Raw genomic sequence first — 21321 nt, forward strand, 5'->3', positions numbered from 1 at the left:
TCCTCTCAAAAGTTGGTCACGCTGAAAAGCGCTACGTTGTGTAACAAAGATGGCTCTTGGACGACCGGAAGTTCTCCGGCCCTGACGCATTGGCGCCTCACTCTAGGCCGATATGAACAACAGAACACATGGAAGCATATTCGGGATTGACCCCGAACGCGGCATCACTGAGATCTTCATTATCCATAAGACATTAAACGTGGAATTCAAATTGAGGCCCTTCATTCCATAAGCTCCGGATTGAAACCGGCGTCAGGAGCCTTGGGTACACCATCGAAGAATTGCCGGAGTCCTTTTGGGGAACAGAGATAAATCGAGACTCCCAGCTACTCTCAACTCAACCCGTCAGAATAATCGAAGAACACCCCATCCGGATCATATTTCTTTCGCAACTCTTTGAGGCGCTTCCACTTGCCTTCGGTATATGATTCCTGAACGATGTTTGGATACGTGACCGTGTCCGATTCGCCGATGTAATACCCCGCGACAAACGGTTTAAGCAGCTCCAGGCACTTCCTGTGCCATCGCGTGTTGGCTTCGTCGTCCTCCGCTTTCGTCCACTGCGTCCATGGTCCGCCATAATAATGGGCGCTCATGGAGAATGCGGCATCGGGAAGCGGGGCTGGGATGTTGGGGCCGGTGAAAATTGCGAACATGATCAGAGTGGTAGGTGACGGCGTCTTCAGGAAATAGTCGCGGACTCCGTGGAACAGGTCCGCCAGTTTGGAGTTCGAGAAGACCGCTTCAACTTGGTTGCGGTGATCGGCGGGCCACAGAGTTCCGGACGCATCAAACAAAGCCTCGAAGTCGTAGGGGACCGCTACAGTTTTGGAGAGACATTTCGCAATGATCGGGCAATCATCGAGAGTTTTGAGTGAAGAATTTGCTTCCTCCTTCGAATCAGCGAAAATCGTTGCAGCTACCATACATACTTTACGGGCATCTGCCTCGCATTTTTCCGCAAGCTCAGGTGGCGCAGTCAGCATGAACAGACTCAATTCAATGTTCGGAGGCAACTTGCCTGCTATGGATTCAAGCCACTGAGCAACAGTATCGACTTCTCCTATAGGATAATAATAAGAGCTGCAGGCTATCACCTTTGGCAAATCATAGAGCTTGAGGTGGTAGCGAATTGCGACCCCGAAGAAACCCGGCCCGGCCCCACGAGCAGCCCAATAGTAATCGGTGTTTTGATCTTTGTTGGCAGTAATGATGTCTCCATTGGGGGTGACTAACTCAACTGCTTCGACGCTGCCGATGCCAGTTCCCCAGACACCCTGATTCCATGACATCCCTCCACAGAGGAGATAACCACTCAATTTGACCGGCGGGCAATGCCCGCTGGGATAGGCCAAATTCTGAGCATTGACGTGAGTTTGAATTTCCCGATTGCTGACAATTGGCTGAACCACAGCCTTGCGCCCCTTTGCATCTATGGAAATGACCTGATTGAGACTGGTCAGATCGATCATCATGCCACCAGTGCGCAGTGAAGGATTGCACCAGTTGTGCCCACCTCCACGCACGACGACCTTCAGTTTGCGTGCTTTTGCAAATTTTACAGCCTCGACTACGTCTTGTTCGTTGGCCACGCGAACAATCAATTGAGGCCGGCGGTTAGCTGCTTCATATTTGTTCCAAACATCGAGAGCAATTTTCTCGAAGTCTGGGTCAGATGCGGTCAAGACTTGACCCGTGACGCTTTTCTGCAGAGCGCTCGTATCCAGGTGATTTTGGTCTTTGAATCTATTGCCGGCTAACTCAGCATCCTTTTTTTTAATCATGGCAAAAGCGCTCCAAATGCACAGTGCTTGCTTACCGGAATGATCCTGCAGTCAAGCCATTCAGGGGGTGTTTAGGATGCCGCCCGGGCGGGGCAGAATTCCTTAACTTACAAAAGGGCTCATACGGTCCCCCTCAGGATTGAGGTGGCTTGCCAAAGAAGACGCATTGAATCCTACAGCAAATATAATTCACCGCACGCCCCAGTCAATATCCACAACGAGCGAGCCCCTCGACGCAACGTTTAGTTCAGTTCGTTTGATTTCGGAGTATAAGAAACAATTTTGGGTGGTCCTGTCACCCAAGAAATAGACAAGAAGCCAAGAAGCGCCGGCGCAATCAATAGCTCCGTCGACGTTTGCCAACCGAGTGGTTAAATCTCACCGATTATTCCGATGAGCCTCGGGAACGTCAGCGCCAGAGTCACAACAATTATCACCATGACCGAGGCCACGACCAGCACGTCTGGTATAAATGAGTATGAGGCCATTCCCCAGTTGAGGTGACGTCTCACTGCAAGAAAGCGCCATCCGGCTACGATGGAGCTTAATCCAGCCATACCGAAGCAGAAAAAACTTAAATATATCATCCCCTGTTGGCTGGGAATGCTCATCGTAGAACCACCTAAATGAGCTATCTGATGCATGAACAGCTCAAACTTTTCAATAACAAAACCAAACGCCAACAGAGAGATACTGGTACGGCTCCAGGAGAGAAAGGTTCTTTCGTTGGCCATGTGACTGCGCTGCCAGGCGAAGAAAATTCGATCATCCGCCCATATGTTTGGAGGCTTGCACACCATCTCGGCGGGTCCCTGGCCCCAGATTCTTTTTGCGGTTCCCATCCAGCCTCCTCCCGGACCTACTCCTGATGTCTTACGGTTCCAGATTCTTCCGATGATTCCCATGTTTTCTCCCTTGAGGCTCCGCTCTTATGTAGAAACGCCAGGACTTGGGATAGCGCCGTACCCTATCACGAAAGCTTCGACGTGTTCTTCAACGTCCTGATCATTTCGCAACTGAATATCCAGCTGTCTGGTAAAACCGACCAATGCGCCTAGAACTTTGAGGCGGGAACTGATTTCAGCCTTCGGAATGTGTAGGATCCTGCCGACAACAAGATCACCCTGGACCCTTACTTTGAAATGAAAGCGCGCCAAGATGTCCGCCAGTAGCTGCGCTCTTCGGGATCGCCGCGTGAGTTCCGCCACGCCCCCCATGAATCTGAAGTAAATGTGATTCTGGTTATCCACATCATCCATCCGAGCGTCGATCAGGTTGAGATGATAGCCGAGTCGTAAGTTCAGATTGGTGTAAACATCGTTGACAACGGCCAAGTTTAATCCAAAAAGAGCGGGGCCTCGACTTGGATCCCAGGTTTTTGTTAAGCTCGACATCATCCCCTTTAAATCGACTACAACAGGTTCCGTACGCCACATCTCGGGCCGAGACAAGCCTTCTAACAGAGCCTTGAGTGGCAATGATCTGATCTGCTCGGTTCCAATCGTGCTTCCTGTAGCCAATGGATCAAGTCCGCCCCCAAGATCAACTATTCTCAACGGCAGCGGAACGTCAGACACGAGGCTCCATACCTCAGAGCCTTTGAATCGATTCAGCGAAGTTGGGATTTCCATCAGCTCATGCACGGCTTTTTCATGTATGAATCTGATCACGTCATGAGCCGATCGGCATGCTTTCGGCGCATAGTTTATAGATTGCGGGTCGGTCAGGTTGAGTGGCGCAACTTGATGGAGAATCCTGCGAAGAAAGCGGAATTCAGGAGCATCCTCAAAAACCGTAGGCTGCATCAGTTCGTAATGGATCAACTGTTCTACGCGACCCTCATAAATTATCCGATGGTGCGCATCAACAGTGACTTCCATACCGTCGGTCAGGACTTTAGTCGCCCCTTCCACTCCCGTAAGTGTGGGAACGCGAAACTCTCTTGCAATTGTCGCAAGATGTCCGGCGACAGATCCCCGTTCGGAAATGATAGCGCGGGCTTTTGGCACAATTCGCGCGAGCCATGGCGCCGTGTAGCGGGTCACCAGGACTGCCCCGTCAGTAAACTTGGCCATATCCTCATTAGATTGCACGATGCGAACCAATCCCGATCCGACACCAGCGTGTGCGACATCTCCAATGTCACGAAGGATTATCTTGGAGCCAGAGCAAGACGCCCGCCAGTCCTCGGGAGCCAGGACCGCCGTCTGGGGCAAGAGTAAGGGCCTGCCTTGAAGAAGTTTGCAGTGGCCTTCGGGATCCACAGCCCACTCTAATTCCAGCGGTCGCCTAAAATAGCGTTCCAAGATCACTCCCCAATGTGCCAGAGACTGCGCCACATTGTCGGAAATGGCGGGTTGCGTACGCTTTTCCTCGGAGATTACTGATTCCTCTTCCCCTCCACCGAGCGCTGTCCTTAATAACCATCCCTTATCGGCTATCCTCATCTTTCTGATTTCGTACGGAGGTTCCTTGGTTACAACGTAACGGTCCAGGACATCCCTCCCTTCCGCCGTGGTTCTCCCGAGTCCAAATGAAGCGTAAATTGACATGCAACAAGGCTCGGCGGATTCCAGGCAGACGGTTTGGAGAACACCGCTGGATTGACTGTCGATCATTTCCTGGCAAAGCACCGCCATCGCAAACTCGTCCCCCAGAGTACCCATCTGATGCCGGTAACAGACGGCTTCGGGAGAGTAAAGGCTGGCCACACAAATTTTATACGCCTCCAAAACCTTTTCTGGAGCCACGTTCAAAACGGTTTGGTGAAGTCCGGCAAAAGAAAGTTCCCCATCTTCCCCATAGGCGCTGCTACGAACTGACCAATTTCCTCTGCCTTTTTGCGCCCACTGACTGATGGCTTCTGCAAGGTCCTGTGGAATTACGCCAGTCAGGATTCGTTGGCGAATTTCACTACATGCGGTATCTAAATTTTGATTACCTGCCATCCAACCTCTGAGCAAAAATTGAATTCGATCACCAAGATGGTTTTGGTCGAGAAATCTGTAGTAGGCTTGAGTGGTGATCACAAATCCGTCAGGCACATCAAAACGAAGGCGCTGAATTATTTCAACCAGGGTATTCGCTTTTCCACCCGTTAGTTCCGGATTGTCCACAGGCGCTTCGTCAAGGGAAACCACGTATGGAGCGTCCCACATCATTAGTCGCCCCGAAAACTCGGGATGTACTGGGAAAACTCGATCCAATGTCGAATAAAGTTCCATGTAGCGATTGGATCCAATCAGGTTCAGTTCCCTTATCATCCTGAGCAAAATATTCTGCAGATCCCGCACAGAATCCTGGAGATATTTTCGATCGAATATATACTCTCCACACGACTTTTCCGCCAAATCGGCAATGATTTCCATAGCCCTGTCGTGATCCGGAAGTAGCGTATTTTCAAACCGGTTGAAAATTTCAGAAAATGTGATGGGCTCTTGCTCTGGTGAGAGAACGCCTCCAAAAAGCTGTTTCAGAACTCTCAACATTTCCGTTCTCCTTAAAGACGACTATGTGGCGGCATCATCGGACTATCCTTCCATGAGCTTCTTTCCGCGCTTTAAACAAACTGTATTGACTGGTAGAATTTGGATGTGGCTAGCAGTGGAAAGTTCACTCAAGCTTGAGCCTCTATCTATGCCTATATGTATATATCTATAAGCTCTTTTATTGATTACCGCAAGAACAAATTTTCACACATGTCCACCGACAGATACGATCGGACATCATAATCATGAAGACGTCTCTCCAATTCCAAAATGACCACAGAGGTTCCGCTCCAGCCTGTAAAATCATCAAGTTTACGGGTAGCTGTTAAGTTTTTTTGTATATTTTATCATTGACATTTTCTATATAGAAAATGGGTTACTAATGAGATCTTCTAACGATGTATTTCAACTCCAGGGGACCATCACATGCAAAACCAGGATAACCCTCAAGGACAGCTTGTTGATGAATTTAAAGAGATCCCGGATGAGTTCTCCACCCACGAGGCTGTTGATACGGGAGTCAATGACATCGCAGGATGCAATCAGGCGATGGATTCTCTCCGGAAGATTCAAGATAATTACAGAGAACTAGTTGAGTACACCAACAGCGTCATCCTAAGGTGGGACAGGGAGGGAAAGATCACCTTCCTGAACAAGTTCGGCCAGGACTTTTTCGGGTATAACGCAGAAGAAATCCTGGGCAGAAATGTCGTTGATACCATCGTCCCAGAAACCGACCATGCGGGTAAGAACCTTCAGGAGATGATTCAAGACATATTTATTCATCCTGATCTTTATGAGAAAAATCAGAACGAAAACATCCGTCATAACGGGGAACGTGTCTGGATTTCGTGGACCAACAAGCCGATATTCGACGAAAACGGAAAAGTGGCGGAAATACTGTCTATAGGCAACGATCACACAAAGTTGAAACGAGCCGAGGAAGAACTTCGCAAATCCAAAGAAGAATTGGAGATCAGAGTAGCGGAACGAACAGCCAAATTGAAAGGATCAGAGGAAAAATATCGTCTCCTATTTGACAGCGCCCCCATTGGCATAGCGCTTGTAAACCTTGACGGCTCAATTCTGGAAGTTAATCGTTCAGTCTTGGAAATTCTTGGATCTCCTGGAGCAGACGCTAGAAATGAGATCAACGTAATCACTTTCCCTCCGTTCGCAGAAACGGCAATTTCTGGGCTCTTCAAAACTTGCATGGCCGAGAACAGGCAGATTGACACCAACATTTTTTACAGGACCAAGTGGGGCAAGGAAATTTGTATGAGAGCGATTCTTACTCCCAAGTTATCTGAACAAGGAAAAGTTGAAGGATGCCTGGCTGTGATGGAAGATGTAATGCCTCGAAAACTGGCTGAACAAGCCCTCAGAGATAGCGAGGAGAAGTATCGGACCGTCCTCAAATCCTCGCCGGATCCCATTGTTGTTTATGACCAGGGCGGAGGAGTCATTTACGTTAACCCCGCCTTTGAAAAAACTTTCGGCTGGTCGGAAGAGGAGTTGATTGGAAAACGAATCGATTATGTTCCTGAAGAAGAAAAACCTAAGACTATAGAAACCCTAAAGCTTCTCTACCAAGGGAAAGTAGTTCCTTCTTTTGAAACCAGACGAATAACCAAGGATGGCCGTTGTCTGGACATCAATATCAGCGCCGCGCTACTAAGAGATGACGCAGGAAAACCGGCAGGGAACGTGGTAACCCTTCGTGATATTACTCAAGACAAGAGTCTCAGAGCCCAACTTCTTCAGGCTCAAAAGATGAAGGCGGTGGGGACGCTAGCCGGAGGTATTGCCCACGATTTCAATAATCTTCTCCAGATAGTGTTGGGATATTCAGAAGCTCTGCTTCAACGTAAGAAGGAAGGAGAAAAAGATTACTCAGAAATTCATAAGATACTTGAAGCAGGAAAGCGTGGAACGGATCTCGTTAAAAACTTACTCACTTTTAGCCGAAAGGTTGAGCCAGTGTATCAACCTGTTAATTTGAATTCAGAGGTATTTCAGATCCAACAACTTATGTCTCGTGCGATCCCCAAGACCATAAAAATTGACTTGCATCTAACAGGGGACCTGGAATTAGTCCAAGCTGACCGGTCACAGTTAGGCCAAATCCTGATGAATCTCGGGGTAAACGCCATGGACGCCATGCCCTACGGCGGGACGTTGACCTTTGGAACTTCAAACGCAATCCTGGATGAAAACTATTGTTGCGATCATATTGGATTAAAACCAGGTCGACATGTTTTGTTAACTGTTTCGGACACTGGCGTTGGCATGGAGGCTGAAACGGTGGCTCATATTTTTGAGCCCTTCTTCACTACCAAGGGGGTCACCAAAGGCACTGGCCTGGGGCTTGCGACCGTTTATGGCATCGTTAAGAAACACGATGGACACATACTGTGTTCCAGCGAACCCGGGAATGGGACCACATTCAAAATTTACTTCCCGGTAAATGAGACAAGAAAAGATTCTAGCCCTGCAATAGATGATTTGGCGATTCCTGGTGGTATGGAGACCATTCTAGTGGTGGAAGATGATGAAGTGATTAGAGAACTTTGTGAGTCAACCCTAAAGAGTTTCGGATACGAGGTCATCTTGGCCGGCGATGGAAAAGAGGCCTTGGAAATTTACGAGAGGGAGGGTAAAAGGATCTCGCTGATTGTCCTGGACCTGATCATGCCCGAGATGGACGGGAAGCGATGTCTTACGGAGATTCTCCGAGTTAACCCCGAAGCCAGGGTACTTATAGCCAGCGGTCATTCCATGAATGGTGAGGTCAGAGAGTTATTAGAAAGCGGGGCAAAAGGATTCCTCGGAAAACCTTACGACATGGGACAATTCTTGACCACAGTTCGTGAGGTAATTGACAATGGATGAACGATATAAAGCCCCACTTCATTTGATTGCGGCGGGTCCAGAAAAACTATTCCATATCGTCATTTGAATCTTTCAGTTGCTTAGACGGCCGAGAATTGGCAAACCTTTTCTTCATCTTTTGTAGAGCCAGATACAAAACAGGAGTGAAGAAAATCCCCAGGATGGTGACGCCAATCATCCCACCAACCACAGCAGTCCCCAGCGCCTGTCTCCCTGCGGCTCCAGCGCCGGTCGCGATCATGAGAGGGGAAACTCCTGCCACAAAAGCCAGAGAAGTCATCAGGATGGGGCGAAATCGTGTCCTAGCTCCTTCCAGTGTAGCCTGAAAAACGTCGTCTCCTGCCGCAAGCCGTCGCCTTGCAAATTCAACGATGAGTATGGAATTCTTCGCAGCCAACCCGACAAGGAGCACCAGTCCAACTTGGGTGTAAAGGTTATTGTCAAGACTTCTTATCATCAAAGCCGCAACAGCCCCCAAGACCGCCAGAGGAACTATCAGAACCACCGCTGCCGGATCGACCCAACTTTCATATTGCGCTGCCAGGATCAGCACCACCACTAAAACCGCCAATCCAACCACTAGCCCCATCTGACCACTGGTCTTCTTCTCCTGATAGGCCATGCCCGTCCATTCATATCCCATACCGTAAGGCAGATGCGTCGCGGCCAGTTGCTCCATTAGCTCCAACGCCCTACCGGAACTTACCCCAGGGGCCGTTTCGCCAAATACACGGGCAGCCGGAAACATATTGAATCTGTCCACTCTTTGAGGGCCGAGGTCATCCGCCACTTTGACAATAGTTCCCAGAGGAACCATCTTTCCGTCAAGATTGCGGACCTGCAATCTTTCAATATCTTTAGGCCGCATACGGAATTCGGTATCTGCCTGAACCGTTAGTTGCCAGGTCCTACCAAATTTATTGAAATCATTAACATAAGTTGAGCCAAGAAATGATTGCATGGTATCAAAGACTGTTTGTAGTGGGATATTCAGTTTCAGCGCCTTTACTCTGTCCACATCTACAAAAAGAGATGGAACCTGGGCACGAAAAGTTGCGAATGCGGAACGGAACTCGGGTCGGGATCTTCCCGCAGCGGCCAGTTCATTGACCGCCTGTTCTAAGGCTACAAGCCCAAGACCGGAGCGATCCTCCACCTGCATCTCAAAACCGCCTCCCTGACCAACCCCCGGGATTGGCGGAAGAGAAAATGGAAACACTATGGCTTCCTGGATCTTCGAGAACTTAGCGAAAAGCTCGGCCATAATGACACTCTTTGAGCGACCATCCTTGAGACGATCATCCCAAGGCTCCAACGCCACGAACCCGCCACCGACATTGGCTGCGTTTCCGTCAATTATGGACCAGCCGGGAATCAGGTTGAAATTGGCCACTCCTTTTGTGCCTTTCAGAATCTTGGTGACGCGATCCACAGTCGCCTTGGACCTGCTGAGTGAGGCTCCGTCCGGCAACTGAGCGTTGATAAGGATAAGACCATCATCCTCCGCCGGAAGAAACCCGGTAGGCACGCGAAGAAGTCCAAAATAGGCAGACAACACCAGCAGCGCAAAAATACCGATCATCAGCCGCACGTGGCCCATACACCAAATCACAGCACGAGTGTACGATTCGGTTATGCGGTCAAAGATTCTATTAAATGCCCCAAAAAAGCCACGAGCCCTGTTCTGATGTGGACGGAGCAGCAATGCGCAGAGGGCCGGGCTCAGTGTTAGAGCGTTTATAGCGCTGAATAATGTGGTAAACGCAATAGTCAGAGAAAACTGCCGGTAAAGCTGCCCTGAGATACCTCTGAGGAAAGCGGCGGGAACAAACACCGCCATAAGGACCAAGGTAATCCCGATGATCGCCCCTGTTATCTCTCCCATTGCCTTGACCGCCGCTTTTCGTGGAGAATACCCGAACTCACGCATATTACGCTCGACATTTTCAACGACTACTATTGCGTCATCAACTACGATACCTATGGCTAGAACCATGCCGAATAGGGTTATCATGTTAATGGACAACCCTGTCAAAGCCATTACAGCAAAAGTTCCTATGAGAGAAACCGGGATGGTGATGGCTGGAATCAATGTAGCGCGCCAATCTTGCAGGAAAACGAACACAACAAGCGAAACAAGAAGAAAAGCCTCCAACAGCGTCTTTATGACCTCATGGATTGACACTCTTACAAACTCTGACGCGTCGTAAACTATTTTATAATCAAGCCCACTAGGGAAATCCCGCTTGAGAGATTGCATGGTCTTTGTAACCTGATCCGCTACATCCAGCGCATTCGAACCGGGCGATTGAAACACGACAACACTGGCTGAAGGGACACCGTTCATTAAGGACACTGTGTCATATGTCTTTCCCCCAAGTTCCACGCGGGCCACGTCTCGCAGACGTGTAACTCTTGTTCCGTCGGCTACCTTTACAATGATGTTTTCAAATTGATCCAGATCCGTCAAACGTCCGAGGGTGTTTACCGTCAACTGGAAATGTTGCCCCGGAGGAGCAGGCTGCTGGCCTATCTGTCCTGCCGCCACCTGCACATTCTGCTGTCTGAGGGCGTTAACGACATCATTGGTTGTAAGGCTATTATATTCCAGCCTGTTTGGATCAAGCCAAACTCTCATGCTGTAGTCTTTTGTCGGAAAGCAAATGATGTCCCCCACCCCTTTAATACGCGCGAGTTGGTCCTTGATGTTGATCGTGGCGTAGTTGGTCAAGAAAAGGTCGTCATGACCACCATCCGTTGAGTAAATGGAAAAAACCTCCACAAAAGTAGTTGATGTCTTTTTGGTGTTCACTCCGAGCCGTTGCACGGCTTCCGGAAGTTTGGGAAGTGCCCTTGAAACACGGTTTTGGACTAACACAGTCGCTGTGTCAGCGTCCGTTCCAAGTTCAAATGTTATCTTGAGCGTGTATGAACCGTCACTTGCGCTGGTGCTGCTCATGTAGAGCATGTTCTCAACGCCGTTGACTTCCTGCTCTATCGGGGCTGCTACAGTGTCAGCTACGACCTTTGGATCGGCTCCCGGGTAACTGGCCGTTACCTGGACTATTGGGGGAGTAATTTCGGGATATCTGGCCACGGGCAAAGTAAAGACCGCCATCCCTCCTGCGATCACTATGAGTATTGAAATCACAGAAGCGAATATGGGGCGGGCTATGAAAAAGCGGCTTAACACTGGGGTCCCCTCGCTCAGTCTTTTGCGGATTTAAGATCCGCTGCGCTGGGCGACGCGGATTGAGCTGACCCAGTAGTTGGGTAAACTTTGCCTCCAGGTCGCGTGCGCTGTAAACCGTTGACTATTACGTTATCCTTCGCTGTCAGCCCTTTTTGCACTACCCTCATATCTCCGACTAGTTGCGCTACTTTGACTCTGCGTAATTCGGCGACGTTGCTATCGTTGCAAACCAACACATATTTCCCCCCCTGGTCGGTCATCACAGCCACATCGGGGATAAGGATCTCTACCTTCGTTTCAACTGGGACTCGGACACGCGCGAACATTCCTGGGTACAACAATCCTTTAGAATTGGGGAAAATAGCCCTTACCGGAATTGTTCCTGTGCTTTGGTCAACCTTGATGTCCGTATAGTCCAAGTTCCCTTCATGCGGGTACGCCATTTCATCCGCCAATCCCATGTACACAGGGGTCTGCCTACTCTGCGGAGAAGATTCACCATCGGCCCGGATAGATTTTCGATTCAAGGACAACAACTCACGTTCGGTCAAATTAAAATACACGTAAACGGAATCATCGTTGACAACCTGGGCCAGGAGAGTGTCTCCTGTTACTCCTACCAAATTGCCTACATCAACAAGATTTCGGCTTACGCGCCCATTTATAGGGGATCTCACGTGTGTGTACTCAAGATCAAGTTTGGCAGAATCCAGATTTGCCTTTGACCTTTGGAGTTCAGCCTCGGCCATATCTCGTCCAGCCCTGGTATCTTCCAATTTTAGTTCTGCGACAGCTTCCTTGGAACCGAGGGCCGTGTATTTGTCAAGTTCGATCTGTCGAATCCTCAACTGCGCTTTCTGCGCGTTTAATGCGCCGAGCGCCTGCTGAACTTTGGCGCTGTAGGGTCTGGGGTCAATTACAAACAAAAGATCGCCCGCTTTGACCTTGGCGCGAGGCTGATACTTGACGCTTTCCAAATAACCTGCGACTCGCGCCCTGATCTCTACGGATTCCAACGCTGACGTAGCCCCTGTATGCTCCAGGTATGTGGTAACCTCTTGTTCGACAGGATGCTTCAGCGTTACCTCTGGAGGGGGTGGAACAAAATCGTTAGAGGACTTACCGCAACCGGATGTGACGATCATGAGCCCCAATAAGCTCAGCGCCGACAATTTGCGCCGCCGCTTAAATCCGTTTTTATTAATAGTATTAATGGGACTTAAACCCAACGCGACCTCCCAGAATCCAAGTTTCATGGCCAGGATCCTTAATCCAGATTGCTCTCAACAATAGAGTTGCGCATCTCTAAGATTGCTTTCTTTATAAACAATGGCTCAAATATGCGATGTTGATTTAAACGAAGCGATGGGCGTCAAGTGATCAAATAAGGTTATTCCTTCGGCATCTTACAAATAGGCTAGTTCACAGATAAGCGTTTACAAGGACGAGAGACGTTTGTTTGAGCGCTTGGTCTAATGTTAATTGGAAAGGCTGGAGCGGGTTGTCCAGCCCTCCAATGGAATTAGTCTCAGAATGACCGGGAATCTGATCAACTCGAGGGTCTGATCAGGCAGACGTCAGTTCATAACTCAAACGTCCGTTATTCAGATCGACGGCCTTGAGCTTTATGTTCATACCGATCTTGATGACGTTGTCAGGGAGCGACTTGTCAAGTCGCCCAAACACTTTGGTTCCATCGGGAAATTGAGCTACTCCCAAAACATACGGAACATCCTTTTCGAATCCCGCTGGGGCGTACATTGCCTGCGTGAAAGTGATCAACTGTCCTGCTCCGGCTATTTCGAACCAGTCCATGTCCTCGCTGAGACAAACGTTGCAGTCACTGCGAGGCGGAAAGAATTTTGCGCCGCAGGACTTGCACTTAGTGCCGCAAATTTTCCCGTCCTTGAGTAGATCCACGAATTTTTCCGCTTTTGTGGTACCAGTAAAACTTACTATCCCGAATTCTTCAAACCCCATATCTTCCTCCGATATTGTCGCGCCGATCGGCACACTCTGTTTTCTTCGTTCGAAACGCGTCCAGCGTCATCGAGTTATTTTCAGCCTGGACCAAATCGTCTGGAAAATTCGAGCGTCCACCGGGAATGGTTCGATTCTTTGATTCCTGAAAACACCTTCCGACATTCTCGATCAAGTTCAACCTCAGTTTCCTTAACGTCTGTCTCCTGTCGTTCTTCAGGTTGGTCCTTGTTCTGGTTGATTTTCACATCTTCCTCTTAACAGACGAAACCGGGCGCTAAAGGCTGGTAAGGTTAGGGTCAATCAATTCCGAATATACTGACGTTCCCGTAGATTCCAACTCCTCCGATATTGTGAACAAGTCCTATCTTGGCGTCAGGAACTTGCATGTCTCCAGCTTCTCCTCGAAGCTGCAGGATTATTGTTCGAATTTGGGAACCACCGGTAGCGCCTATAGGATGACCTTTTGAAAGTAACCCACCATCAACGTTTACTGGAATTCGGCCTTCCTTATAGGTTTCCTTGTTCCTGATCAACTCTTTACCTTTTCCAGGTTCAGCAAAACCCAAGTCCTCGTAGGCCATCATCTCTGCGATTGTGAAACAGTCATGAACCTCTGCCACATCAATGTCCCTGGGACCGACTCCAGCCATGTCATATGCCCTGCGAGCGGCTAACTGGGCGCACTTTAGTCCACTAAACGTGTCTCTGCCAGCCATATTTATCGGAGCTGTGGCCATACCAAGACCACGAATCCAGACGGGCTTTTCACAAAGTTGTTTGGCCTTTTCCTCCGAAGCCAAAATAACACATGAAGATCCATCCGCATTCGCGCAGCAATCCATCATTTTCAGAGGAGTGGCGATATATTTCGGTTCCATTATCTTTTCGAATGTCAGGGATTTACGAAATACCGCTTTTTCATTTACTACCCCATAAGTGGAAGATTTTAGACGAATCAGAGCCAGATCTTCTTCAGTGGTACCGTATTTGTGAAAATGGCCTCTGGCGTACATTGCGTAATATGCGGGCATCATCGTTCCGAATGGGGCTTCCCATTGGATGTCGGCTCCCCTGCCCATTCTTTCCTGTGACTCTGCTGAGGAGATCTCAGACATTTTTTGAAACCCAAGAACCATGACAACATCATGCAGCCCTGAAGCTATGAGAGCGTACGCTGTCCGCAAGCCGCTTGAACTCGAAGAGCAGACACTCTCCACGTAGAAAGTCGGTTGAGGATTCAAGCCTAAATATTCGGCCACCAACCCCGCTGGTGTTCTTTGTTTATCGTACTCCGGAGCTGAGCAAATGATGGAAGCGTCTACCTGCTCCGACTTGATTCCAGATCCTTGGAGAGCCTCTCTGAACGCTTCAAACGCTAGTTCACGAATTGACCCAGGATATGCGCGGACAAACGCGCTTTGCCCGACCGCTATGACCCCTACCTTTGGCATTCAATCCTCCTCGTTCAGGAACTTCTATTCACTGATAAAGACTTTGGCATTTTACCACACCAGAATGTGTTGAGCAATCCGGTGACGTGAATTTTGTCGGAAACGCTTGATCAAACCGTTTCTCTCTGTTAAATCTGAGAAAATAAGCAAAATTTCTTTTCTATCCTTTTTTGCTTTATCGCCAAAAAGTTCCCATTCAGAAGGGAGAATCGTGAATGGAGATTAAAAAAATCGGCGTCATCGGCGCAGGACTCATGGGCGCCGGCATCGCGCAAGTAGCGGCTCAAAGTGGCTTTCAAGTCAACCTCATGGATGTCGAGGAGAGATTTGTAGCAAAAGGCATCTCGACAATAGAAAAAAATCTCAAACGTATGCTTGATAAAAGCGTTATTCCATCATCTGAAGCAGAAGCTACTCGTGGTCGTATTTCCACATGCCTGAGTTTGGCGGACCTGGCGCAGGATGTGGACATGACTATCGAAGCGGTCATAGAGAACCTTGATCTAAAGAAAAAGGTTTACAAGGAATTGGATTCCCTAGCTGCCCCAAGCGTGATTTTCGCTTCGAACACATCGGCTTTAAGCATAACAGAGATGGCCGGCGCAACAAATCGACCGGACAAGTTCATCGGAATGCATTTTTTTAATCCTGTTCCAGTCATGAAACTGGTTGAAGTGATAAGAGGGTACGGGACTTCTGATGAAACAGTCAAGATAACCAAAGAAGTAGCAAACAAGATGCGAAAAACTGGTATCGAGGTCCTGGAAGCGCCTGGATTTGTAGTTAACCGGATTCTGGTCCCTATGGTGACGGAAGCTATCTACGTACTTCAGGAAGGATTGGCGACAGCAGCGGAAATCGACGAGGGAATGAAACTCGGCGCCAATCACCCCATGGGCCCCCTTGCTTTGGCTGATTTAGTAGGCCTGGACACTCTGTTGAGTGTTCAACAACATCTGTACGAAGAGTTTGGAGATCCCAAATACAGGCCGCCGGTATTGCTTAAGAAAATGGTTAGAGCGGGCCGCCTGGGTAGAAAAAGCGGCAAAGGCTTTTACGATTACTCATGATTGATCTCAGTCATTTTTGGAGGAAAACATGGAAGGAATTGATCGCTTCGGACTGACCGAAGAAGAACAGATGCTTCAAGATATGGTAAGGCGCCTTGCAAAAGAGAAAATTGCGCCAGGAGCCGAAGAAAGAGACAAAAAGGGAGAGTATCCCTACGAAATGCTTGAACTCATGAAAGAAAATGGGTTGATGGGTATCGATTTTCCCGAAGCCTACGGTGGTATGGGAGCCGGCATGCTGGCGCATTGTATCGCTGTTGAAGAACTTGCAAAAGCGGACGCGTCTGTAGCGCTGATACCTTCGGTGCAGGAACTTGGCAGCCTACCAATTATCCTGGCTGGAAACCATGAACAAAAAGAAAAATATTTGACACCACTATCAACAGGGGAAACAACCGCGGCATTCGGTCTTACGGAATCGAAGGGCGGTTCCGATGTCGCTGCCCTCAAAACACGCGCAGTCCGAAAAGGCGACAAATACATTTTAAACGGTTCAAAGATGTGGATCACAAATGGTGGGATAGCAGATACTTTCAGCGTCTACGCCATTACAGATCCGGATGTGCCGTCCTACAAAGGGGCTAGTGTTTTTATCGTTGAAAAAGGATGGCCAGGCTTCACGATTGGGAAGAAAGAAAGTAAGTTGGGTATTCGCTGCTCTGACACAAGAGAACTGGTTTTTGAGGATGTGGAAATCCCTGTCGAAAACCGCCTTGCAGAAGAAGGCTCCGGCTTTCATGTTATGATGAAAACCCTCGATTTCAGTCGTCCTTCTGTAGGCGCTCAAGCGCTTGGTATAGCTGCGGGCGCTTTCGAGTACGCCACTCAGTACGCCAAAGAAAGGATCACTTTCGGTAAACCCATCATTAAGCATCAGGCGATAGCTTTCAAGCTCGCGGACATGGCTATGAGGATTACCGCAGCAAGAATGCTTCTGTGGAAGACATGCTCATTATTGCACAGTGTGGGGAAGGACTTGTCCAAGATTCCACCCGAAATCATAAGGCATTCATCTATGTCCAAAGCCTATTGTTCGGACGTGGCGATGTGGACTACCGTTGAAGCGGTGCAGGTTCTGGGTGGTTTCGGATACAGCACGGAATATCCCGTTGAACGTATGATGCGAGACGCCAAGATTACCCAGATATATGAGGGCACAAACGAAATCCAGCGGTTGGTTATCGCCGGAACCTTATAGACCTTTCGTCGGAAGACCGGTTATATGAGCTTTTGTATGAGTAAGTTGGCCGGTAACAGTAGTTAACAACTGATCCAGTTCTCGTTAGATGGAAACCAGTTTACAAGAGGCGTCTTTAAGGCGCCTCTTTCGCTTAAAGGCGGAGCTAATGTCTGAAAAAGCGACAAGCGAAATTGTGTATAAACCTATAGGTATAATTCGAACCAGTTTTGAGGATGTAGAAGGAATGCCGATACAGCCTCTCGGCGCAGAAGGAACAAAGGGATCGGTGGAGTTGTTTCCAGAATATGCCGAGGGACTGCAGGACATTGAAGGGTACTCGCATCTTATACTGATTTACCATTTTCACCTTTCCAAGGGCGCCAGCCTGCACGTGAAGCCGTTTCTGGACGACAAATTGAGAGGGGTTTTCGCTACCAGAGCGCCTAAGAGACCAAATCCAATCGGTTTCTCCGTTGTAAGATTGATATCTGTCAACAAAAACAGGCTTGAAATAGAGGACGCTGACATTGTAGACGGTACGCCACTGCTTGATATCAAACCTTTTGTTTCTGATTTTGACAATCGTTATGACACGAAAACCGGGTGGATGACAGGGAAGCAGCTTCAGGCGAGAACCAAGAAATCCGATGAAAGATTCTGCGTTAAATAATCAAGACCATTTAACGCTCTCCCCCTCAAGAACGTGGTTTGATCTCAGCGCTCACAGAATCAAGGCAGTATAGAAAGCTTTCTCAACAGATTCTAAATATTGTCTGACTTCCTGCATAGAAAATCGAGCTGATGGGCTATGTAGACTAGTTCATGATCTTCAATCTGGGAGTGTCTTTTCTCTATCCATCTCCGAAATCTGTCTGGTTCGAGTTCCGGTCTATCTTTAAGCGCAAGATACATTGTGTGGACTATGAAATGCAGGAAATAGGCTTCATCTTCGCGATAGCCACTTCTCCCCGCAAAGACCGTCCAATCCGAAGGCCCTGCTTCCAGTATTTCCACATGGTTTTTTCGAGCTACCTCGAAGAAATGCCTACCGGTCCTGCTGTCACCGGATATGGCGCCATCTATTATCCGTTCATCCATGGTTCGGTGATATAGCTGTTCAACAAGCGCATCAAATTCAGCGTCAATTTCGGGTTCGAGAACAGTAGAGCCATCAAAGTTGATGGTGAAATATAGCAACCCGGTTGGTTTCAGGAGCCCCAAAGTAATCGGCAAGGTCCTCCCTGCGTCTACAAGATCCAGGAACGCATTGGCTATGATCAAATCCCAAGTGGTATTTGTGAGTCTTTCTCTTGCGAACTGGAAGAAATCACCCGCTTCCAGTCTCAAGGTGACTTCCCTCCCCGAACCGGTTAGTCTCAATTCATCGTCGGAAATCTCTGTAACCCGATATCCAACGTTATAAGCCCATCCAGGGATTCTTGCTTTTGCCTCCGAGATGTTTTCCGTCATAGCGTCAATCACTGCGTAATGGGCGTTGTTAAATAGGCCCCATTCAAGCGAACGCTCAAACATCGTTCCTATACCCGCCCCAATTTCCAATATCGCCAGTGATTTTCTTGCACGCTCAGTTGCAAGGATGGATCTCAATTTCTCCCATACCAACCTGTTTAAAGCACGGTTATCCACGCTTTTTTTCGAAGACAAATATCTGGCAAATGAATAGTCGGATTCATTAAACATGAGTCTCTAGAACCATTTCTTTCATGAAATTATATATCCTGTCGCAGCTTTGCTCCCAGGTTGGATGCGCTATGAAGCGGTCCAGAGCGGCCAGTCCCATTTCAGTCAAAAGAGATCTTTCAGCGCACAGGCGACCGATTTGCTCTGCAATACCCTTGATGTCACCGGGGGATACGAGAAACCCGTTTTCCCCGTCGGTAATCATTTCGTGCGCCGCTCCAGCGGTTGATGCCATTGGAGGGGCCCCAAAGCCCATTGATTCCAGATAGACTATACCGAAACCCTCATATGAGGAAGGGACCGCCAGAACATGGCTGTTCCGGTATTCAGCGTCAAGGTCGTCGCCGGACATAGAGCCCAACAAGGAGACATTATCTTCAAGGTCGAGCCGCCTCAAACGCTCCAATATTTGTTTCGTGTAATTTTTGTCCGTATCAAGAGAGCCCACAACTCTTAAATCCCAATCCTTTTTCGGGATACATGACAACGCTTCCAGAAGTGTGTGGAGTTCTTTTCTCCGAATAAGTCCGCCTACAAAGAGTAATCTCAATGGGCCTTGTTCTTCAGCCCTTTTTCGAATGAATTCACCATCAATCCCCCGATTAATGGCCTTCCTCCCGGGATAAGCCCTCACATACGGCTTATGGACCGGCGCTAGCTTCCCCACACTGTCCCGAGTGGTATCGCTATTGAAGATAAAACCATCTACGGATTCGAGATAAATACCTTCCAACATGCGATAAAAGTGATTAGCGGCTTTTGACCTGAGTTCGCTGGACCGCAAATGATGAACTATCGACACAATTTTATATTTTGGCGAATGGCTCAGAAAAGTATTTGCAAGTAACAGAGACGGGTGGTTTAACTCGTCTTCCAGAAGCAGGTCACAATTGGCGCTTCTTAATTGTTTAAAGAACCTAAAAGATAAATTGTCCGTCAGGTGAGACGCATAGTCGCGCCAAGGTAAGGAAAATACTTCGACAGACGCTCCTTTGGACTGAATATAATCGACCAGCTTACGATCGTAGATAAAACCGCCTGTTAGGATTTCCAGGCTGCCATAAATTACCAGTCCAACTTTCAAGAACGTTCTCTTCGATATGAAGCCCAGGCTATTTCATTTTCCCAAATCCTGATCGTTATCCCACTGATATTTGAGGCTGTTACACCGCTCCACATATTTTCGCAAAAAATACGTGAAAAGTGTTCTATGCTTGGATTGATACCGGAGAATTCTTTTAATTGATTTAATACATTATCCCGATATCGATCCACTAGACTATCAAGCACGCTCTCTATCTCGACAATGTCGACAAGATACCCGTGCTGATCGAGTTCGCTCCCTTCCAATTGTGCCTCTACACGATAATGATGGGAGTGAATTTCGTTTTCCGGTCCCCAATCACCCCCGAAAAGAAAATGTCGAGCGACGAAATTCCTCTGAACCGCTACTACATAAATGGCATTACCACTATGACATGTCATGAATTTTCCCCATAAGTGATTATGACCTGAATTGTTTCTTCAGGGTGTTTGTCAAGTATTTCGTAAGCTCGTTTTGCGTCGGAGAAATTGATCTTATGAGTGATCAACTGTTCCGGTTTAATTTCCGCTATCATCCGCAGAGCTAGATCGAGGCGTCTGGACTTGGACCACCGACCTGACAGGTGTGGATCTATTGAACTGACCTGGCTGCTGATGATTTTGATTCTGCTTCTGTGAAACCATCTGCCAAGTTCGATTTCCGCTTTCTTAGAACCATAAAATGACCCTACCACTATCCGGCCGCTAAAACCGGTTATTGAAATGGCCTGATTCAAAACATCGGGCCGACCGGTAAGTTCATAGGTCAAATCAGCGCTGGAATCCTCACCTGTAGAACACTGTGATGACTGTTCAAAATTAGCTGTTGCAGACTCCTCCGAGGAATCAAAACACTTACCCGCTCCAAGCGCCAACGACGCCTGTCGTCTCAACGGATGTCTGTCAAACGTTACAAGCTTTCCTAAAGGCATCCGAGCTAGCAAAGCGGTTGTCAGAAGCCCTACCACTCCCTGACCAAACACAGCGACCGTCTCTCCTATGAGTGGGCGGCCATCCATGACCAGGCTGACCGCTGTTTCCATGTTTGGAAGAAAGCAGGCTGCCTCGGGAGTCAGATCTTCCGGCAGAACAATTAGTCTGTCCGAAGCGGAAACAAAATGTGTTTCGTGCGGGTTAAACGCAAAAACGAGCTTTCCCAGCAAATTAGGGGACACATTCGGACCGATTTGCGTTATACGGCCAACGCTCGCGTATCCATACTTTAGAGGGTATGAGAACGTACCGGACAGTGACGATATGCTGTCGTCAACAGTGAGTTCCTCGGGCCACTCACCTCGGTAAACAAGAAATTCCGTTCCAGAACTGATGGCGGACAAAAGAGTTTCAACAAGAACATCCCCTGATTCAGGTCTTTCTATAAGGCTTTCCCGTATGTTTACGATTTTGGGCCCTTCAAAATACAGAGACCGCGCCCGAATTTTTGAATTATTTGAGGTCACTTTATTTCAGAAGATTTCATCTTACCGGTAGAAACG

General features: G+C 48.3%; 16 protein-coding genes. 4 read left to right on the forward strand and 12 right to left on the reverse strand.

Features of this window, described 5'->3' with window-relative positions:
* Positions 1-332 precede the first annotated feature (332 nt).
* The 3 genes from WC647_11495 to WC647_11505 form a co-directional block, all read right to left on the reverse strand.
* Complete coding sequence (locus tag WC647_11495) at positions 333-1784, reverse strand: FAD-binding oxidoreductase (protein ID MFA6222925.1); 1452 nt, start codon at positions 1782-1784, stop codon at positions 333-335.
* A gap of 371 nt (positions 1785-2155) precedes the next feature.
* Complete coding sequence (locus WC647_11500; GenBank protein MFA6222926.1) at positions 2156-2689, reverse strand: DUF202 domain-containing protein; 534 nt, start codon at positions 2687-2689, stop codon at positions 2156-2158.
* Positions 2690-2713: 24 nt separating this feature from the next.
* On the reverse strand, positions 2714-5272 hold the full coding sequence (locus tag WC647_11505; protein MFA6222927.1) for a PEP/pyruvate-binding domain-containing protein: 2559 nt from the start codon (positions 5270-5272) through the stop codon (positions 2714-2716).
* 426 nt (positions 5273-5698) lie between these two features.
* Between WC647_11505 and WC647_11510 the strand changes: the two genes are divergently transcribed.
* Entirely contained in the window at positions 5699-8164 is a 2466-nt protein-coding gene (locus tag WC647_11510; protein MFA6222928.1) for a PAS domain S-box protein, read from the forward strand.
* Positions 8165-8210: 46 nt separating this feature from the next.
* On the opposite strand, the gene WC647_11515 is transcribed toward WC647_11510, so the two are convergent.
* From WC647_11515 to WC647_11535, 5 genes are all read right to left on the reverse strand, one after another.
* Positions 8211-11357, reverse strand: a complete 3147-nt coding sequence (locus tag WC647_11515) for a multidrug efflux RND transporter permease subunit (GenBank protein ID MFA6222929.1) — start codon at positions 11355-11357, stop codon at positions 8211-8213.
* A 14-nt stretch (positions 11358-11371) separates the two neighbouring features.
* A complete protein-coding gene (locus WC647_11520) occupies positions 11372-12613 on the reverse strand; it encodes an efflux RND transporter periplasmic adaptor subunit (GenBank protein ID MFA6222930.1) in 1242 nt (413 codons plus the stop codon).
* Positions 12614-12923: 310 nt separating this feature from the next.
* Positions 12924-13337 (reverse strand): Zn-ribbon domain-containing OB-fold protein, encoded by a 414-nt coding sequence (locus WC647_11525; protein MFA6222931.1) that lies wholly within the window; start codon positions 13335-13337, stop codon positions 12924-12926.
* An 80-nt stretch (positions 13338-13417) separates the two neighbouring features.
* Positions 13418-13585: a hypothetical protein gene (locus WC647_11530; protein MFA6222932.1), complete on the reverse strand. Its 168-nt coding sequence runs from the start codon at positions 13583-13585 to the stop codon at positions 13418-13420.
* Positions 13586-13636: 51 nt separating this feature from the next.
* Positions 13637-14791 carry a thiolase domain-containing protein gene (locus WC647_11535; protein MFA6222933.1) on the reverse strand — a complete coding sequence of 385 codons (1155 nt, stop codon included), beginning with the start codon at positions 14789-14791 and terminating at the stop codon, positions 13637-13639.
* Between the two features lie 215 nt (positions 14792-15006).
* Here WC647_11535 and WC647_11540 point away from each other — a divergent pair, with 215 nt between their 5' ends.
* From WC647_11540 to tsaA, 3 genes are all read left to right on the forward strand, one after another.
* On the forward strand, positions 15007-15861 hold the full coding sequence (locus WC647_11540; GenBank protein ID MFA6222934.1) for a 3-hydroxybutyryl-CoA dehydrogenase: 855 nt from the start codon (positions 15007-15009) through the stop codon (positions 15859-15861).
* Between the two features lie 28 nt (positions 15862-15889).
* The gene (locus WC647_11545) at positions 15890-17059 is read left to right on the forward strand and encodes an acyl-CoA dehydrogenase family protein (GenBank protein ID MFA6222935.1); all 1170 of its coding nucleotides are present in this window, start codon (positions 15890-15892) and stop codon (positions 17057-17059) included.
* Positions 17060-17207: 148 nt separating this feature from the next.
* Positions 17208-17711 (forward strand): tRNA (N6-threonylcarbamoyladenosine(37)-N6)-methyltransferase TrmO, encoded by a 504-nt coding sequence (gene tsaA / locus WC647_11550; protein ID MFA6222936.1) that lies wholly within the window; start codon positions 17208-17210, stop codon positions 17709-17711.
* A gap of 92 nt (positions 17712-17803) precedes the next feature.
* On the opposite strand, the gene WC647_11555 is transcribed toward tsaA, so the two are convergent.
* Genes WC647_11555 through WC647_11570 form a run of 4 tightly spaced genes read right to left on the reverse strand, consistent with a single transcriptional unit; the run spans position 17804 to position 21285 of the window.
* Positions 17804-18742, reverse strand: coding sequence for a hypothetical protein (locus tag WC647_11555; GenBank protein MFA6222937.1), 939 nt, complete (start codon positions 18740-18742; stop codon positions 17804-17806).
* Positions 18735-19826 carry a glycosyltransferase family 4 protein gene (locus WC647_11560; GenBank protein MFA6222938.1) on the reverse strand — a complete coding sequence of 364 codons (1092 nt, stop codon included), beginning with the start codon at positions 19824-19826 and terminating at the stop codon, positions 18735-18737. Before WC647_11560 ends, WC647_11555 begins: the two co-directional genes overlap by 8 nt.
* Positions 19823-20227, reverse strand: coding sequence for a 6-carboxytetrahydropterin synthase (locus tag WC647_11565; protein ID MFA6222939.1), 405 nt, complete (start codon positions 20225-20227; stop codon positions 19823-19825). Before WC647_11565 ends, WC647_11560 begins: the two co-directional genes overlap by 4 nt.
* Positions 20224-21285 (reverse strand): zinc-binding alcohol dehydrogenase, encoded by a 1062-nt coding sequence (locus WC647_11570; protein MFA6222940.1) that lies wholly within the window; start codon positions 21283-21285, stop codon positions 20224-20226. The genes WC647_11565 and WC647_11570 overlap by 4 nt, the downstream gene beginning before the upstream one ends.
* Positions 21286-21321: the final 36 nt, after the last annotated feature.

The sequence above is a fragment of the Desulfomonilaceae bacterium genome (assembly GCA_041662605.1).
Classification (GTDB): Bacteria; Desulfobacterota; Desulfomonilia; order Desulfomonilales; family Desulfomonilaceae; genus CAJBEZ01.

Bases quoted from the DNA above. Each gene is read 5' to 3' on its own strand.
- WC647_11505 (MFA6222927.1), bottom strand. From the start codon at position 5,272: ATGTTGAGAGTTCTGAAACAGCTTTTTGGAGGCGTTCTCTCACCAGAG.
- WC647_11500 (MFA6222926.1), bottom strand. From the start codon at position 2,689: ATGGGAATCATCGGAAGAATCTGGAACCGTAAGACATCAGGAGTAGGT.
- WC647_11555 (MFA6222937.1), bottom strand. From the start codon at position 18,742: ATGTTTAATGAATCCGACTATTCATTTGCCAGATATTTGTCTTCGAAA.
- WC647_11525 (MFA6222931.1), bottom strand. From the start codon at position 13,337: ATGGGGTTTGAAGAATTCGGGATAGTAAGTTTTACTGGTACCACAAAA.
- WC647_11565 (MFA6222939.1), bottom strand. From the start codon at position 20,227: ATGACATGTCATAGTGGTAATGCCATTTATGTAGTAGCGGTTCAGAGG.
- WC647_11535 (MFA6222933.1), bottom strand. From the start codon at position 14,791: ATGCCAAAGGTAGGGGTCATAGCGGTCGGGCAAAGCGCGTTTGTCCGC.
- tsaA (MFA6222936.1), top strand. From the start codon at position 17,208: ATGTCTGAAAAAGCGACAAGCGAAATTGTGTATAAACCTATAGGTATA.
- WC647_11540 (MFA6222934.1), top strand. From the start codon at position 15,007: ATGGAGATTAAAAAAATCGGCGTCATCGGCGCAGGACTCATGGGCGCC.
- WC647_11510 (MFA6222928.1), top strand. From the start codon at position 5,699: ATGCAAAACCAGGATAACCCTCAAGGACAGCTTGTTGATGAATTTAAA.
- WC647_11520 (MFA6222930.1), bottom strand. From the start codon at position 12,613: ATGAAACTTGGATTCTGGGAGGTCGCGTTGGGTTTAAGTCCCATTAAT.
- WC647_11545 (MFA6222935.1), top strand. From the start codon at position 15,890: ATGGAAGGAATTGATCGCTTCGGACTGACCGAAGAAGAACAGATGCTT.
- WC647_11495 (MFA6222925.1), bottom strand. From the start codon at position 1,784: ATGATTAAAAAAAAGGATGCTGAGTTAGCCGGCAATAGATTCAAAGAC.